Genomic DNA, 14,201 nt, shown 5'->3' on the forward strand with positions numbered 1-14,201 from the left:
ACATCATAAACAGCTGACCGGAAGTTCTCTCGCCGACGGGGAAGAGCCCCCTCTGCCCCCCTTAACCCCCGAAGTCGGCCCGGGAGAGGGAAAACTAGAAAGTGCCCCTCCCAAACTGGAGGGGCACTCGATGTGGAGCGGATGACGAGACTCGAACTCGCGACCCTCACCTTGGCAAGGTGATGCGCTACCAACTGCGCTACATCCGCGTGGCAAGACGGAGCTTGCCATGGAGTCCGCAAGGAACTCCTTGTGCGCGATACTGGGATTGAACCAGTGACCTCTTCCGTGTCAGGGAAGCGCTCTCCCGCTGAGCTAAACGCGCTCACTGCACCCAGAATTGGGTGCCAGCTCTTGAGGTGGAAACGGGAATCGAACCCGTGTGCACGGTTTTGCAGACCGTTGCCTCACCACTCGGCCATTCCACCGTGGCGATACCGCCTCACACACTACATGTGCTGGAGCGGATGACGAGACTCGAACTCGCGACCCTCACCTTGGCAAGGTGATGCGCTACCAACTGCGCTACATCCGCATTCGAAACCAGGCCCGGTTTCTAGGACTAAGTCCTTGTGCGCGATACTGGGATTGAACCAGTGACCTCTTCCGTGTCAGGGAAGCGCTCTCCCACTGAGCTAATCGCGCTTATGTATTTATCAAGACTCTCTACTTATGCCGATAAGGCTGAAGGTCAAGAAAGTCCTGGAGCGGATGACGAGACTCGAACTCGCGACCCTCACCTTGGCAAGGTGATGCGCTACCAACTGCGCTACATCCGCATTGCACGTTCCCGGCTGGTATGCCGTGGTGCGAGAAGAAACTTTATCGTGCACCGCCCTAGTTTCCAAATCCGCAGCCCACAGCACTAATCCCCAACCATCCAACAGCACATGGATTACATTAGTGTGATTGAGACTGCGGTTACAGTGATTGCGCATGATTTGCACTAGGAACACACTAGTACTGACGGGAGATCTCCAAGATCCATCCGTTCTCACACAGCCTTGAGCAGCCACTACATCCCAACAGCCGCGAGCAGCCACGCAGAGTAAATGAAAGCGCGGTTGAGCTGGACGATTAGGGGTTTCCATACGCGCGGTGTACCTTAAGTGCTGCAGCGAGGTTCTATAGCTCAGTGGGAGAGCGTTCCGTTCACACCGGAAAGGTCGCTGGTTCAATCCCAGCTAGGACCACCATTAAAGTTGCAGGTTAAAGACGTGCAGCGTATAACACAAGCCTCCGCGTGGATACTATGTGGAAAATGAATCCGCATTTAGCTGTTCACCCAGGGGTGTTTTCTCATTGTTCCTGAAACTGGCCAAGAAAGCCAGACACGATAGCTTAACCCGTTGGGGGACACGGCATGGTTAATAAAGTCTGCACGATATTGGACCTGCCCCCACGCGTAGTTACCCGATAACTCCATAATGGTTCAATAGCAACACGTGCAGGCATAGGGTGATAGATGTGCAGTTGCCAAAGTACGGCCCATCCTGGGCAGGCTCCTTGATGGGAACCTCAATTGCGTCAACTTTGTCGGGTTTGCATGGTCTACGCGTAGGCCAAATTGTTTTTGCTCTTATCGCAGCTGTTCTGCTGGTGATTTTTACCGTGGGCGCGAAAAATGAACCGCCTCGACACCAGAATATGGCTGCGTGGGGCATGTACACGATGGGCCTGCTGGCGTGCGGCTCGGCATGGACCGCGCTGACCGGAACCGATGCCTTCCAGTTGGCAAGTTGGTGGATTGGCGCACCGCTTTCGGTCGTGGTCTGCCTGTGGCAGCTGTGGGGGTTGTTCAAACAGCAAGACCACTACGACAAGCCCGCGTTTCCTTGGGGGCTGGCGCTGGTCTCCCCCATGGTGGCGGCGACCTCCGCGGGTCAATTGGCTATCAATCACGGGCAGTTCTACCACTATGCCGGTGAGCTTTGCTTCTTCCTCACGTTCATCACCGCAATTCCGCTGTTCGCTTATTGCTATTGGTCTTTAGTACGCTGTCAAGATAGGCCGCGCGAGGCGGCTGCGGGTACGGCATGGATCCCACTCGGCGTGGTTGGACAGTCAACGGCGGCCTCGACACTGCTTTTTGACGCCCACCTCTACGGCATCATCATGTTCATCATTGGTGCGCCCTGCGTAGTATTCGCAATGTATTGCTTTTACCAAGCGGTAGTTGCGTGGGCCCCTTATGGCCCAGGCTGGTGGGGCTCCACATTCCCTGTCGGCACTTTGTGCCTTGGCTCCTGGGATGAAGGCTGGCACCGGTTGTCCCTTGCTTTATTGGTGCTCTTGCTATTGCATTGGGGAGCCTCTGCGCTGCGCTTCGGCACATGGCGGTTCCAACGCGCCTGATCACATACGCTCCGACTAATCCCACACCCTAAGCCGTCGTCGACATTTTAGGTACCGTAGGGCGCCATGAGTGACACCGCGCTGATCGAACACCTCATGGGGCCTGACCGAGAAGGAATCCGCTTGATCGCGGTGAGCACTCTCCACGGCTCCGCCACCATCGATGGAACCTCAGGACCGATGGGCAACGGCACCGACGCTCAGCTCTTCGCTGCACTGCGTGAGTGGGCCGACATTGCCGTCATCGGCTCAGCCACGGTGAAGTCGGAAGAGTACGGACCGTCGACAAGCACGCGGCTCGCCGTGCTCAGCCACTCCCTTGACTTTGCCGGGTTCGAGGAGTTTATAGCCTCCGGCCCCATTGTTCTTACCCCGGAGGAACGAGCGTCTTCGCCCGAGGCACGGCGCTTAGCCAACGCCGGTGCCGAAGTCATCAGCACAGGTACCGGAACCATGAGCGAGGCTATTGCTGCCCTTCGAGCCCAGGGCGCGCGCCGCATAAGTTGCGAGGGTGGACCATCCGTCTACTCCGCCTTTATCGCAGAAGGCCTCATGGACAAGCTTTATTTGACGCTTGATCCGCACCTATCCCCTTCCGTCGAAAAGCCCGTCGTCGACGGCGCGGCTACCTCCCCCGCGCTCAAGCTCGAGCTGGAGAACGTCACTGCCGTCGACAGCACGGTGTTTCTGCGCTACCGGCGCACTCAGACCCCGTAAACTGTGCTGCCGTGACTTCTCCGGCTCCCTCGCTCTCAGCTCCTGCGCGACTATGGACGGCCGCCGCGTGGCCCGCCGCCATTGTTGTGGTCTTTCATCGCATCTTCGTGCTCGCCTTCAACGGCACGGTGACTGATGATTTCGGCACCGTCTACCGCGCCATCCGGAACCTATGGGAGGGCACCCCGGTCTACGAGCAAAACTATTCCTTCGTCGAACCGCTCTACCTGTATAACCCAGGCGCCACGGTCCTCCTGTCCCCCTTGGGGCTCGTGTCCGAGGAACACGCGCGCATCGCCTTCATTCTGGCCAACGCCGCAGCCATCATTGCCGCTTTGGCCGTGCTGACCCGCTTCGTAGGCCACAGCCTGCGAGGCCCGTTGTGGCCGGTCAGCATCGCCGCGGCCTTCGCTACCGAATCAGTCATCAACACGTTGGTCTTTACCAATATCAACGGTTTATTGTTGCTCGCAATGGTGGCGTTCCTGGCCTTGCTGGATAAACACGGCTGGGCCGCTGGCTTGTGCATCGGACTGGCAATCGTGGTCAAGCCGCAATTTGCCCCGCTGCTCTTCCTCGCCCTCGTACGCAAGCGCTGGCTCACTGTGGGCTTGGGCGTAGCTGTACCGCTGGTAGCCAACCTTGCAGCCTGGCCGTTCGTCCCCGGTGTGGAGGGCTTCCGCGCCAACCTTCTTCCTTACCTGTCCACCACGCGCGATTATGCCAACGCCTCGTGGCCGGGCGTGCGCGCCTACTTCGATCTCCCCGGCATCATCTACTACCCCATCTGGTTGCTCTTCGCGGCGCTAGCGGCAGTGGCGATCCTCGGCCTACTGCGCTGGCGCGACAGTGAACCCACCTTTTGGGCGCTGAGCACCAGTGGTGCCATCATGGTCGGGATCTTCTTCCTTTCCTCCTTAGGCCAGCAGTACTACTCCATGTGGCTTATCCCCATGCTGTTTACGGCGGTGCTTGCGCGCTCGGTCTTCCACACGTGGGGAGCATGGCTGGCCGCATTTTTATTCTTGGCGCCGCTCGAGTGGACGTCGGCCAGCATGCCCACCGCCGCGCACTGGATGAGCGTCTTCATCGCCACCCTTGGTTGGGGACTGCTCATCGTGGTCACCGCCGCCTCTGTCTCAGGCTGGTGGACCGCGGAGCGAGGCACTAGCTCCAAGCCTCAAGCGAGCGATAGAATCCCCGCATGACTGATTTCAAGCTCATTGCTGATACTGAATGGCGCAAGCGCCTAAGCCCGGAGGAATACCACGTCCTGCGCGAGGCTGGCACCGAGGCACCCCACGTCGGTGAATACACCAACACCACCACCGAGGGCGTGTACTCCTGCCGAGCCTGCGGCGCCGAGCTCTTCCGCTCCACGGAGAAATTTGAATCGCACTGCGGCTGGCCGTCCTTCTTCTCGCCGCTGGCTGGTGACGCCGTCATTGAACGCGAGGACAATTCACTGGGCATGCGCCGCATCGAAGTGCTGTGTGCAAACTGCGAGTCCCACCTTGGACACGTCTTCGAAGGCGAAGGCTATGATACGCCGACGGACCTACGCTACTGCATCAATTCCATCTGCCTCGACCTAGAAGAAAAGCCGGTCGAGGACTAAACCCTCAACCGGCTTCCGGCACAATCGCGACCCTTAAGGCAGAATCGCGATTAGCTCCGCCACATCCTTCACGCGGCGACCCGTGTGGAAGGGAATCTCCTCACGCACGTGGTGGCGAGCCTCGGTGTAGCGCATCAGGTACATCAGGTCCACGATGCGGTGCAGTTCCGGAGCCTCAAAGGCCAGGATCCACTCATAGTCACCCAGCGCGAAGGCCGGCACAGTGTTCGCGCGCACATCCGGGTAATCGCGTGCCTGCATGCCGTGCTCCATGAGGATACGACGACGCTTTTCCTCATCCATGGTGTACCAATCGTAGGAACGCACGAAGGGGTAGACGGAAATCCACTCACCGGGCTCCTCACCCATGATGAAGGACGGCAGGTGGGACTTGTTGAACTCCGCCGGGCGGTGCAGGGCATTTCCCACCCACGTCACCTCAGAAACCTGGCCCAGGACGGTCTCGCGGCGGAAGTCCGCGAAGGCCTTCTGGATGTCGGCGAATTCCTCAGCGTGCCACCAGATCATGTAATCAGCGCTCTCCCGCATCCCGGACAGATCATAGATACCGCGCACGGTAACCACGCCTGCTTCCTCGAGTTCAGAGAAGAACTTCTGCGCCTGCGCGACGATCTCCTCGCGCTCCGTGCCCAACGCACCCGGGATGACCTGGAACACCGCGTGTTGCGAATAGCGCTGGACCTTGTTGAGCTCGGCGAAGTTGACCTTCGACATGCCTTTCTCCTTCTTTCAACCAACAGAGTTTCTTATCCATCATAAGTTGGAGGCGCCCCCCGCGCCACTAGCCTTTCGGCGCGCCTTCCACCGCCACACGGGCGGAGCTTATACCTTGAACCCCGTGAGCAATTCCGACGTTTCTTCGCGCAACCTCGCAGGGGCACCGACCAACCTGCACGATCGCGCCGCCGCCTCTTCCGCCGAATCGCGCCCTGCGGAGCCGAGCACTCCGACCGCCTTCACGGAGGCCGTCGAGTCCCTCCATGCCGCACGGCTGCGCCCAGAAATCACCTTGGGCACCATCCGCCCACCGCAACGCCTGACCCCCTTCAGCCACGCCATCGGCCTCGAAGTTGAGCGCAAAGAACACGGGGACCTTATCCCAACTGACTCTGAAGGCGATGCCTTCGGCCGCCTCATCCTGCTGCACGACCCAGGCGCTGAGGAAGCCTGGGAAGGTGCGATGCGCCTGGTGGCCTACATCCAGGCAGACTTGGACGATGCCGTCGCCGGCGATCCGCTGCTTCCCGACGTCGCCTGGGAATGGCTCACTGAATCCCTCGACGTGCGCGAAGCTACCCATACGAACTTGGGCGGCACCGTCACCTCGACCGCTTCCGTTCGTTTCGGCGAAATCGGCGGACCACCGCGCGCCTACCAATTAGAAATGCGCGCCTCGTGGACTGCATCCGGCCTGGATCTTGCCCCACACGTCGAAGCTTTTGCGCAAGTCCTCTCCCTCGTCGCTGGTTTGCCGCCAGAGGGCGTAGCCGAACTCGGACGCTAAGATGAGCGAATTGCGCCAGGTACCGGTTGATGGAACGCCGAAAGTCCTCCTTTCTCCCCGTGAGTTTCAGGCCGGTGCCGCCCGCTTAGCCGCGGGCACGGGGCCATTTGCCATCGACACGGAACGCGCCTCGTCCTACCGTTTTGATGACCGCGCCTTCCTCGTGCAAGTCCGCCGCGAGGGTGCGGGCACGTTCTTATTCGCCCCAGAGCACCACCGCGACGAGCTCCACGCAGCACTCGCACCGGTGCTCAATGGGCAAGAGTGGGTGGTCCATGCCGCCCCTTCCGATCTCCCAAGCCTAGCGTGGCTGGGCCTATACCCAGGCATGCTGTTCGATACTGAGCTGGCTGCCCGCTTCGCCGGTTTCGCACACCCTAACTTGGCCGCAATGGTGCTGGAGCTTTTCGACGTTGAGCTGGAAAAAGGCTACGGCGATTCCGACTGGTCCGAAACCCCCATCCCGCGGAAGTGGCGCAATTATGCGGCGCTCGACGTGGAGCTTCTCAACGAGCTCGCCGTGACACTGCGAGATATTCTTGCGGAGCAGGACAAACTCGACTGGGCTTATGAAGAGTTCGAGAGGATTGTCGAAGACCATGCCCGCATCACTGGGCCTGAACCTAGGTCGTGGCGGGCTCTTAAGGGTGTCTCCTCTCTGCGATCCCGCGAGCAACTCGTGGTGGCCCGTGAGCTGTGGCAGCGGCGCGAATCCATCGCTCGCTCCCAAGACATCGCCCCTAACCGAGTGCTGTCGCACCGCGTGCTCGTCGAAATCGCTCGCCGCGTGCCCCGTTCCCCGCACGAAATCAATCAAGTTAAAGGCTTCCCCCGCCGGCGCGGCGGCGCCACCTTGCGCTGGTTCGATGCCGTCGAGACCGCCCTTGCTAGCCCGCGTCAGCAGTGGCCGAAGGCGTTGCGCAGCCCACACCCGGTTCCTTCCAAATCAGTTTTTAACCGGGATTTCCCCGAGCTGTGGCAGCTCTATACCGAGATTCGTGGTGATTTCGAAGACCTCGGTGAAGAGCTGGGCATGAGCTACGAGCTAATCCTCAAACCCAGCTTGGTCCGCACTGTAGTCTGGGCAGCCTGCGGACCTGAAGGCGGTGTGGCAGGCGAAATCGCAGCAGACGCCGATATCCCCGATTTCCTGCGTTCCCAAGGCGCACGCGAATGGCAGGTGGAGCTGTCCACGCCGCTCCTGCGTCGCGGACTAGCGCGGTAGCGCCCCGCTCCCCGGCGCTTTTAGCTGCGAGCAGCTACCCACTCACTGACGGATTCCGCGATTCCCTCCGGGGTCAGCCCGAATTCCTCAAGGATTTCTCCGCGGCTGGCATGCTTGGGGAAGCATCCAGGAACACCAAGGCGGTGAACTGGGGTATCCACATCCGCGGCGTCGAGTGCTTCCGCCACCATGGAACCCACGCCACCCCGCAAGAGGCCATCCTCCACCGTGACCACAAGATCATGATCAGCAGCGAGTGCAACGATGGATTGCGGGACCGGCACCGGCCAGCGCGGATCCACGACGGTGACGTTGAAGCCTTGAGACTCTAGTACCTCGGCGGCACCCAAAGAACGAGCACTCATGGCTCCGATGGAGACGATAAGCACATCGGTTGCCTCATCCGCGGATTCGGCAGCATCGGTATAGCGCAAAATGTCTACCCCATCATCGAGGCGCTTGATCGCCTCACAATCTTCCAGGAGATTGCCCTTAGGGAAGCGCACCACCGTGGGGCCATCCTCGATAGCGATGGCCTCATTGAAAAGCTCTCGCAGGCGTGCGCCATCGCGTGGTGCTGCAATGCGCATCCCCGGGACGATGCTCATCAACGCCATGTCCCACACTCCGTTGTGCGATGGACCATCAGAGCCCGTGACACCGGCGCGGTCGAGAACGATGGTGACGGGCAGCTTGAGCAGCGCGATGTCCATGACAACTTGGTCCACTGCACGGTTAAGGAAGGTGGAGTACACCGCCACTACCGGGTGCATTCCGGCCAGCGCCAGACCAGAGGCGGAGGCCATGGCATGCTGTTCCGCGATGCCAACATCGAAGAATCGCTCCGGGAATTCCTCCTGGAAAGGCGCAAGGCCCGTCGGCCCCGCCATAGCAGCGGTAATAGCCACGATATCCTCGCGCGCATGACCGGCCTTGATGAGTTCCTCGGAAAAGGCCGCAGTCCACCCCGGCTGCTTCTGCCCCTTGGATACACCGGTGACCGGGTCAATAGCTCCGGTGGAGTGCATCTGGTCCTTCGGCTCATTGACCGCCGGGGCAAAGCCATGTCCCTTCTCCGTGACGGTGTGCACGATGATGGGACCGTCATAGTCCCGGGCATAGCTCAGTGCCCGGACCACCGCGTCGATATCGTGGCCATTGATGGGGCCAATGTATTTGATTCCCAGCTCTGGGAACATCTCGGTGGGCAGAACGGTGGACTTTACGCCCTCCTTGACCGCGTGCAGAGCATCAAAGGTGCGCTCGCCTACCCAGCCCATCGACTTTAGGCGCTTCTTGCCCAGCTCCATGAACTCGTCATAACCATGCTGTGCACGAATGCGCCCGAGGTTCTCCGAAAGGCCGCCAATGGTCGGCGAATAGGAGCGGCCATTGTCGTTAACAATGATGACGACGTTGCGGTCTTTATCCGCAGAGATGTTGTTCAGTGCCTCCCAGCACATGCCACCGGTGAGGGCACCATCACCGACGACTGCCACGGCATTGCGGTGCGATTCACCGCGAATCTTGAATGCCTTGGAAAGGCCATCCACCGTGGATAGCGCTGCCGAAGCGTGTGAGGATTCGGTCCAGTCATGTTCCGATTCCCCACGGTCCGTGTACCCAGATAAGCCGCCCTTCTGGCGTAAGGAATCAAACTGGTTGGCACGGCCGGTGAGCATCTTGTGCACATAAGACTGATGCGAGGTATCGAAGACGATGGGGTCCCGCGGGGAATCGAAGACGCGGTGGATCGCCACCGTGAGCTCCACAACGCCCAGGTTGGGCCCGAGGTGACCGCCCGTGGCGGACACCTTCTCAATCAAGCGTTGGCGGATATCCGCCGCGAGCTCAACCAGTTGCGTCTTGCTCAGGGCTTTGAGATCGCCTGGTGATTGAATGGAATCCAGAATGCCCATAGAGCTTGCCTTAAACCCCTTCATCGATCGTTTTCTTCTCTACCACCGTACCCGCTTATACGCGTGACACGTCAATCATTACCCCGGGTTCTTCCGCCGCGGATGCATCCTGCGTTATGCCGCAGGAACCAGCAGCGCCAAGGTCTCAAAATGGTGTGTTCCCGGAAAGGCATTCACCATAGCTAGGCGTTCCAGGCAGTAGCCGCGCTCGGACCACGCAGCGATATCACGTGCAAATGTAGCGGGGTCACAGCCAATGTGAAGGACGCGCTGCGGCGCCGCGGCAGCAATGGCCTCCACCACCTCAACACCTGCACCGGTGCGCGGGGGATCCAAAATGACCCTTGCTGGCCGCGGCAGCTGGCTTGCGGCCTGCTCCACCTTAGCCGTCCGGAAGTGCACATCAATGTCCGAAAGCCCCGGCTGCGCTACCGCAGCCGCCGGCGAGTAATCGACGGAATACACCGTTGTGTGTCCGCCTTCAGGTGCAGTGACTTCAGCCAGGGCGGGAACAAACAGCCCTACCCCTCCGTAGAGATCCCAAGCCACTGCCGTGACCTCGGATTCCCTCGTTGCCTCATGCTCTTCGGCCTCTCCTTCGGCCGCGAGCCACTGGCGCGCAAGCTGTGTGTAGACATCAGGTGCGCCGATATGTGCCTGCCAAAAGGCGGTGGGTGGGAAGTGAAACTCGTGGCCATCAGCGCGTTGGACTACGTCCTGCGTCGGCGCCTCGATGGTCTCTCGAATAGTCTCGACCCTCCGGCCGCGCGGCGCCTTCCTGGTTTCCACGACGTGACGGTTTCCGTCGCTGTCCATGACCGCAATGACCTCCGCACCAGGGCTAAATGTGCGGGCACCAGGACCGACCAGACCACTGACAAGGCCTGGTATTAGCTGGCTGCACGCCACGTCCGTAATCAGTTCTGTGGATCCGCGCTTGCGCACACCAGCACGCCCTTGCTTGTCGACGCCCAACCGGACCCGCGTGCGCCACCCTCGCTGGGGCGCCACATCAACGGCCTCGATTTCCGGAACATTCTCAAGGCGTCCCACCCGTCGCAGCTGATCCCGCAAAACTGCGACCTTGATTCCTGGCTCCGCCGCTGGGTCTAGCTCAGCGAAGTCGCAGCACCCGGCACCACGCTGTGCCGCCGGGCAGGCAGATTCAACGCGGTCAGGGCTTGCCTGGAGCACAGCATTGATTTCGGCTTCCACGAAAGACTTCTTCACCTTGGCGGCGGTCACAGTCACCTGGTCTCCGGGAAAAGCGCCTGGGACAAAACACACACGACCGTCGGGTGCTGCGCCGATTCCGACACCGCCGTGCCCCATGCGCTCGACGGTGGTATCGAAAGACTGGCCTTTGGTGATGGCTGCGCTCTCAGCGTTCCGCTCAGTCTTAGTCATAAGTTTTCTCCTTGAGTCTTTTCGGAGCCCTTCGCTTCCTCAACAGCAGCGTTGGCGCGGCGCACCATCCAAACAGTCAGGATGGTGACGATACCGGTCAGCGGCCAGCCCATGAGGATACGGACGATGCCGAGGGTGGTGGTCTCGTCGGCGTCGTACAGCGCGCGCTGCACGATGAACCGGGCGATGAAAACTGCGGCCCACCCCGCTGTTGCCAAGGCATAAGCCCGCCGCGCCTGCGGCACTGTGCGCCAACCCATGTCATCGCCGTTTAGGCCCTTCCAGACCACGCCCACGAGTGGCCAGCGCGCGATGATAGAGACCACCGCCACGATGAACAGCACGAGCGACATCCAGATTCCATAAAGGAAATAGCCCTTGGCATCCCCTGTAAACCAGGCAATAGCGGCGCAGATGGCCACGCCCAACAGACCGGAAACAGCTGGCTGCAGGGTCTCCTTGCGGGCCAATCGCCACACGCTGATGGCCAATGCCACACCGAGCGCCGCAGCCAGAGCTGGTCCCAGACCCCAAACGTTATTGACCGGGATGAGAACCAGCACCGGCAGGGTCGCGGACACGAGCCCAGTCAGGCCTCCCATCTGTTCGAGCAACGATGGTTCCGCCTCGGAATCCGAGACCACGGCCGTTGCCTGCGGTGACGTATCGGCACTCGGCCCCGCGGTATCTGCGGGGTTGGGGTCGGTGCCGTGCTCAGTGAAATCGTGCTCTTCAGGCGTAGGGGTGGTCACGTGTACTAAGAATCCTTTTCGCTAGTGCCGGGGAGAGAAAACAACGTTTAAAGGTTTAGTTCTTCTCGTTGTCTTCGAGATCCCGCAGCTGTTCGCGGGCTTGGGCCTCCGCGGCGTTCTCGGCGCCCGCGGTAGCTGATGCGGCCTCCGGTGCTGCAGTGTTGTCGGCATCGGCGGCCTGCTGCTGGCGCTGCTTCAGGGCCTGCTGAACTTGTTCGGCCAGTTGCTGCGGCAGCATAACAGGAAGCGAACTTCCGGCCAGGATAGGCTCCTCACCACGGTAGATGAAGGTGCGGGCGACGACTTCACGCCCCAGCTTTGCGAGCTCTTCTTCCTTGCCCGCCGGGGCAGCCAGGGTCAATCGGTACATCCACCGCGGCCCCTCCACACCGATGATGCGGATACCGCCCTTGTCACTGGAGCCAACAATCTCAGATCCCCAAGGTCCGTCCTCTGGGTGTGCGGCAAAACCATCGGCTTCCAAGCCTTGGACGATATCCTCCGCAGATTCCGCCCATTGCCCTGGCGTGCGCGGCGCTGCAAAAGCTACGGGGGTCATGCGGCCGTGCGGCGTAAGGATGTGGAGCATGCGCGGGCCGTCTTGGCCCATCTCCACCTGGACCTGCGAGCCCTTGGGCAGCGGGATGCGCATGGAACCCAGGTCCAGCAAACCAACCGAGAAATCCTCAAAGTTAAACTCAGCAATATCGACGTTATCGCCGTCGTAGGGGCCCATTTCCCCGTTGATGGCATCATGCGCCACGGCCTTAAGCCCGGTAACACCATGAAAAACATCGCTGTCTTCGCGGACTGGGCCAGCGTTGGAATCGGCAGGAGCCGAGGCAGCGGTATCGTCTACGGTCTCTGCTGACTCCGGAACAGCCTCGTCATGACGGACATCCGGGTTCTTCCCCGCGTCCTCGGTCTTATTCTCGTCCTTCTTCTTTTTGCCAAAGGGCCACATCGCCATGGTTAGTGCCTTCCTTAATTCGTGTGTGTTTCCGGTCTATTCGGGGTCAGTTGACGCCAGTGGAGCCGTAACCGCCTTCACCGCGAGCGGTGTCATCGAGTTCCTCAACCTCACGGAAACCCACCAACTCCACGCGTTGCACAAGTAGCTGGGCAATACGCATTCCCCGCTCAACCTCAAAAGTTTCTACTGGGTCGTGGTTAATAAGGCAGACTTTAATCTCACCGCGGTACTCCGCATCGATGGTGCCTGGTGTGTTGACCACGGAAATCCCGTGCTTGGCTGCCAGGCCGGAGCGAGGGTGGACCAAGCCGACCGTGCCCATCGGCAGGGCAAGGGCTATACCCGTGCCGACCAAAGCCCGCTCGCCGGGACGCAAAGTGACATCGTGCGCAGCATAGAGATCCGCACCGGCATCGCCACGATGGGCGCGCTGCGGCAGCGGAAGCTCCTTATCAAGGCGCTTTACCTGAATCTCACCAAAAGGACTTACCGGATCTACGAGGGGATGTTGCTCATTCACGCGGCCCAGCCTACCTTGCTTCCACCGTGCCCCACCCACGGGCTAGGGCCTAGAGGCTGCGTCTACTCGGCGTGTTGGGTTCTCCCCTTCCCCGACGACTAGACTCTGAGGCCATGACTTCGAGTTCTTCGTCTGCTTCCCCCTCGGCGGCTGCCGAATCCCCCGTCATCCTTTACCGCGAGCGCCAGTGGGTGCCGTGGCATTGGTGGTTGATGGCGGCCGCCGTTGTGGCGATCTCTACGGCCACGGTTAGCCTCAACCGCGGAATCATGTGGGTCATCATCCCCGCTATTCTGCTCAGCGCCATCGCCGTGTGGGTTCTCTTAGCCTGGTCCAACACGGTAGTACAGGTGGAACAGGATGCCGACGGCACGCGGTGGCTCACCGTGAAGGATGCGCAGCTGCCACATGATGTTGTCTCCCGAAGCACCGCGGTGCCAGCCACCGCGCGCCGCAATGCGTTGGGCCCACAGCTCGATCCCGCTGCATTCCTTGTGACACATGGCTGGGTGCCAGAACATGTAATGCTTGTCCTCGATGACCCAGAGGACCCGACACCTTATTGGCTGATCGGCTCTAAGAACCCCGCCAAGCTACTTGCTGCCTTCGTTCCCGAACAGGCCGCTGCTGCCAAGGCTTAAAACGCCGCGTGCAGAATCGGGGAGCTCATTAGCTCATTAGATCAGCTAATTGGCTGAACCCCTATGAGCTAAGCGCAGTCCATGCAGACGGGCTGCCCGTCTTCTTCATGGTCCAGGCGCTTATTGGACTGCACCAAGTAGCACACGGAACAGGTGAACTCGTTGTCCTTGCGCGGCACGACAGTGACGTTGAGTTCCTCGCCCGTCAGGTCTACTGACGGCGGCTCAAATGCCTCGACGATTTCGCCATCGTCATCCATGCCGTTGTTGTCATTTTCAGCCGCCTTCAGGCCCTCGAGGGAGTCAGCCTCGAGCTCATCTTCAGCGCGGCGACGCGGTGCGTCATAATCGGTGGCCATAATGCTTGCCTCTGTGAGTCAGATAGATAGGTACGTGTATTTATCGACGGCATCCTAAACCACACAGGCCCGCCTGTCACACTCGCCCCGCCGTGGGGGCACCATACAGCTCACCCTATTACCCCCTCCACTCCTGCTTTCATAGTTGTGAGCTGGTGGTTTGCGCCTTTTACATCGGGGAAGATTTTTC

14 protein-coding genes and 7 tRNA genes are annotated in these 14,201 nt (G+C 60.3%); 8 read left to right on the forward strand and 13 right to left on the reverse strand.

Annotation, left to right across the window (positions count from 1 at the left end; all coding sequences use genetic code 11):
• Positions 1-133 precede the first annotated feature (133 nt).
• The 6 genes from CAURI_RS07505 to CAURI_RS07530 all read right to left on the reverse strand — a co-directional run bounded on the left by CAURI_RS07505 (position 134) and on the right by CAURI_RS07530 (position 779).
• A tRNA-Gly gene (locus tag CAURI_RS07505) sits at positions 134-209 on the reverse strand.
• Positions 210-253: 44 nt separating this feature from the next.
• Positions 254-325: transfer RNA gene (locus CAURI_RS07510), tRNA-Val, on the reverse strand.
• Between the two features lie 32 nt (positions 326-357).
• A tRNA-Cys gene (locus CAURI_RS07515) sits at positions 358-428 on the reverse strand.
• Between the two features lie 31 nt (positions 429-459).
• Positions 460-535: transfer RNA gene (locus tag CAURI_RS07520), tRNA-Gly, on the reverse strand.
• Positions 536-573: 38 nt separating this feature from the next.
• Positions 574-645, reverse strand: a tRNA-Val gene (locus tag CAURI_RS07525).
• Between the two features lie 58 nt (positions 646-703).
• A tRNA-Gly gene (locus CAURI_RS07530) sits at positions 704-779 on the reverse strand.
• A 342-nt stretch (positions 780-1,121) separates the two neighbouring features.
• On the opposite strand from CAURI_RS07530, the gene CAURI_RS07535 reads away from it, so the two are divergent.
• From CAURI_RS07535 to msrB, 5 genes are all read left to right on the forward strand, one after another.
• A tRNA-Val gene (locus CAURI_RS07535) sits at positions 1,122-1,196 on the forward strand.
• Positions 1,197-1,467: 271 nt separating this feature from the next.
• Positions 1,468-2,355, forward strand: coding sequence for a TDT family transporter (locus CAURI_RS07540; RefSeq protein WP_012715081.1), 888 nt, complete (start codon positions 1,468-1,470; stop codon positions 2,353-2,355).
• 66 nt (positions 2,356-2,421) lie between these two features.
• Entirely contained in the window at positions 2,422-3,072 is a 651-nt protein-coding gene (locus CAURI_RS07545) for a dihydrofolate reductase family protein (RefSeq protein ID WP_010190199.1), read from the forward strand.
• Between the two features lie 11 nt (positions 3,073-3,083).
• Positions 3,084-4,280, forward strand: a complete 1,197-nt coding sequence (locus tag CAURI_RS07550) for a glycosyltransferase family 87 protein (protein ID WP_012715082.1) — start codon at positions 3,084-3,086, stop codon at positions 4,278-4,280.
• The gene (msrB, locus tag CAURI_RS07555) at positions 4,277-4,690 is read left to right on the forward strand and encodes a peptide-methionine (R)-S-oxide reductase MsrB (protein WP_010190201.1); all 414 of its coding nucleotides are present in this window, start codon (positions 4,277-4,279) and stop codon (positions 4,688-4,690) included. The genes CAURI_RS07550 and msrB overlap by 4 nt, the downstream gene beginning before the upstream one ends.
• A 33-nt stretch (positions 4,691-4,723) precedes the next feature.
• Here the strand turns inward: msrB and hemQ are convergent, their stop codons facing one another.
• Entirely contained in the window at positions 4,724-5,425 is a 702-nt protein-coding gene (gene hemQ / locus CAURI_RS07560) for a hydrogen peroxide-dependent heme synthase (RefSeq protein ID WP_010190203.1), read from the reverse strand.
• Between the two features lie 124 nt (positions 5,426-5,549).
• On the opposite strand from hemQ, the gene CAURI_RS07565 reads away from it, so the two are divergent.
• Positions 5,550-6,215 carry a DUF3000 domain-containing protein gene (locus CAURI_RS07565; protein ID WP_012715083.1) on the forward strand — a complete coding sequence of 222 codons (666 nt, stop codon included), beginning with the start codon at positions 5,550-5,552 and terminating at the stop codon, positions 6,213-6,215.
• Position 6,216: 1 nt separating this feature from the next.
• Positions 6,217-7,440 carry an HRDC domain-containing protein gene (locus CAURI_RS07570; RefSeq protein WP_010190207.1) on the forward strand — a complete coding sequence of 408 codons (1,224 nt, stop codon included), beginning with the start codon at positions 6,217-6,219 and terminating at the stop codon, positions 7,438-7,440.
• A 20-nt stretch (positions 7,441-7,460) separates the two neighbouring features.
• Here the strand turns inward: CAURI_RS07570 and dxs are convergent, their stop codons facing one another.
• From dxs to dut, 5 genes are all read right to left on the reverse strand, one after another.
• Positions 7,461-9,359, reverse strand: a complete 1,899-nt coding sequence (gene dxs / locus CAURI_RS07575; protein ID WP_010190208.1) for a 1-deoxy-D-xylulose-5-phosphate synthase — start codon at positions 9,357-9,359, stop codon at positions 7,461-7,463.
• Positions 9,360-9,473: 114 nt separating this feature from the next.
• Complete coding sequence (locus CAURI_RS07580; protein WP_010190209.1) at positions 9,474-10,766, reverse strand: class I SAM-dependent RNA methyltransferase; 1,293 nt, start codon at positions 10,764-10,766, stop codon at positions 9,474-9,476.
• Positions 10,763-11,518 (reverse strand): DUF3159 domain-containing protein, encoded by a 756-nt coding sequence (locus CAURI_RS07585; RefSeq protein ID WP_010190210.1) that lies wholly within the window; start codon positions 11,516-11,518, stop codon positions 10,763-10,765. Before CAURI_RS07585 ends, CAURI_RS07580 begins: the two co-directional genes overlap by 4 nt.
• Before the next feature lie 55 nt (positions 11,519-11,573).
• Positions 11,574-12,488, reverse strand: a complete 915-nt coding sequence (locus tag CAURI_RS07590; RefSeq protein WP_010190211.1) for a DUF3710 domain-containing protein — start codon at positions 12,486-12,488, stop codon at positions 11,574-11,576.
• A gap of 46 nt (positions 12,489-12,534) precedes the next feature.
• A complete protein-coding gene (gene dut, locus CAURI_RS07595; RefSeq protein ID WP_010190213.1) occupies positions 12,535-13,011 on the reverse strand; it encodes a dUTP diphosphatase in 477 nt (158 codons plus the stop codon).
• Between the two features lie 113 nt (positions 13,012-13,124).
• On the opposite strand from dut, the gene CAURI_RS07600 reads away from it, so the two are divergent.
• Entirely contained in the window at positions 13,125-13,652 is a 528-nt protein-coding gene (locus tag CAURI_RS07600; RefSeq protein WP_012715085.1) for a DUF3093 domain-containing protein, read from the forward strand.
• Between the two features lie 68 nt (positions 13,653-13,720).
• Here CAURI_RS07600 and CAURI_RS07605 read toward each other — a convergent pair whose 3' ends face one another.
• A complete protein-coding gene (locus CAURI_RS07605) occupies positions 13,721-14,011 on the reverse strand; it encodes a DUF4193 domain-containing protein (RefSeq protein ID WP_010190217.1) in 291 nt (96 codons plus the stop codon).
• Positions 14,012-14,201 lie beyond the last annotated feature (190 nt).

The sequence above is a fragment of the Corynebacterium aurimucosum ATCC 700975 genome (genome assembly GCF_000022905.1).
Lineage (GTDB): Bacteria > Actinomycetota > Actinomycetes > Mycobacteriales > Mycobacteriaceae > Corynebacterium > Corynebacterium aurimucosum_F.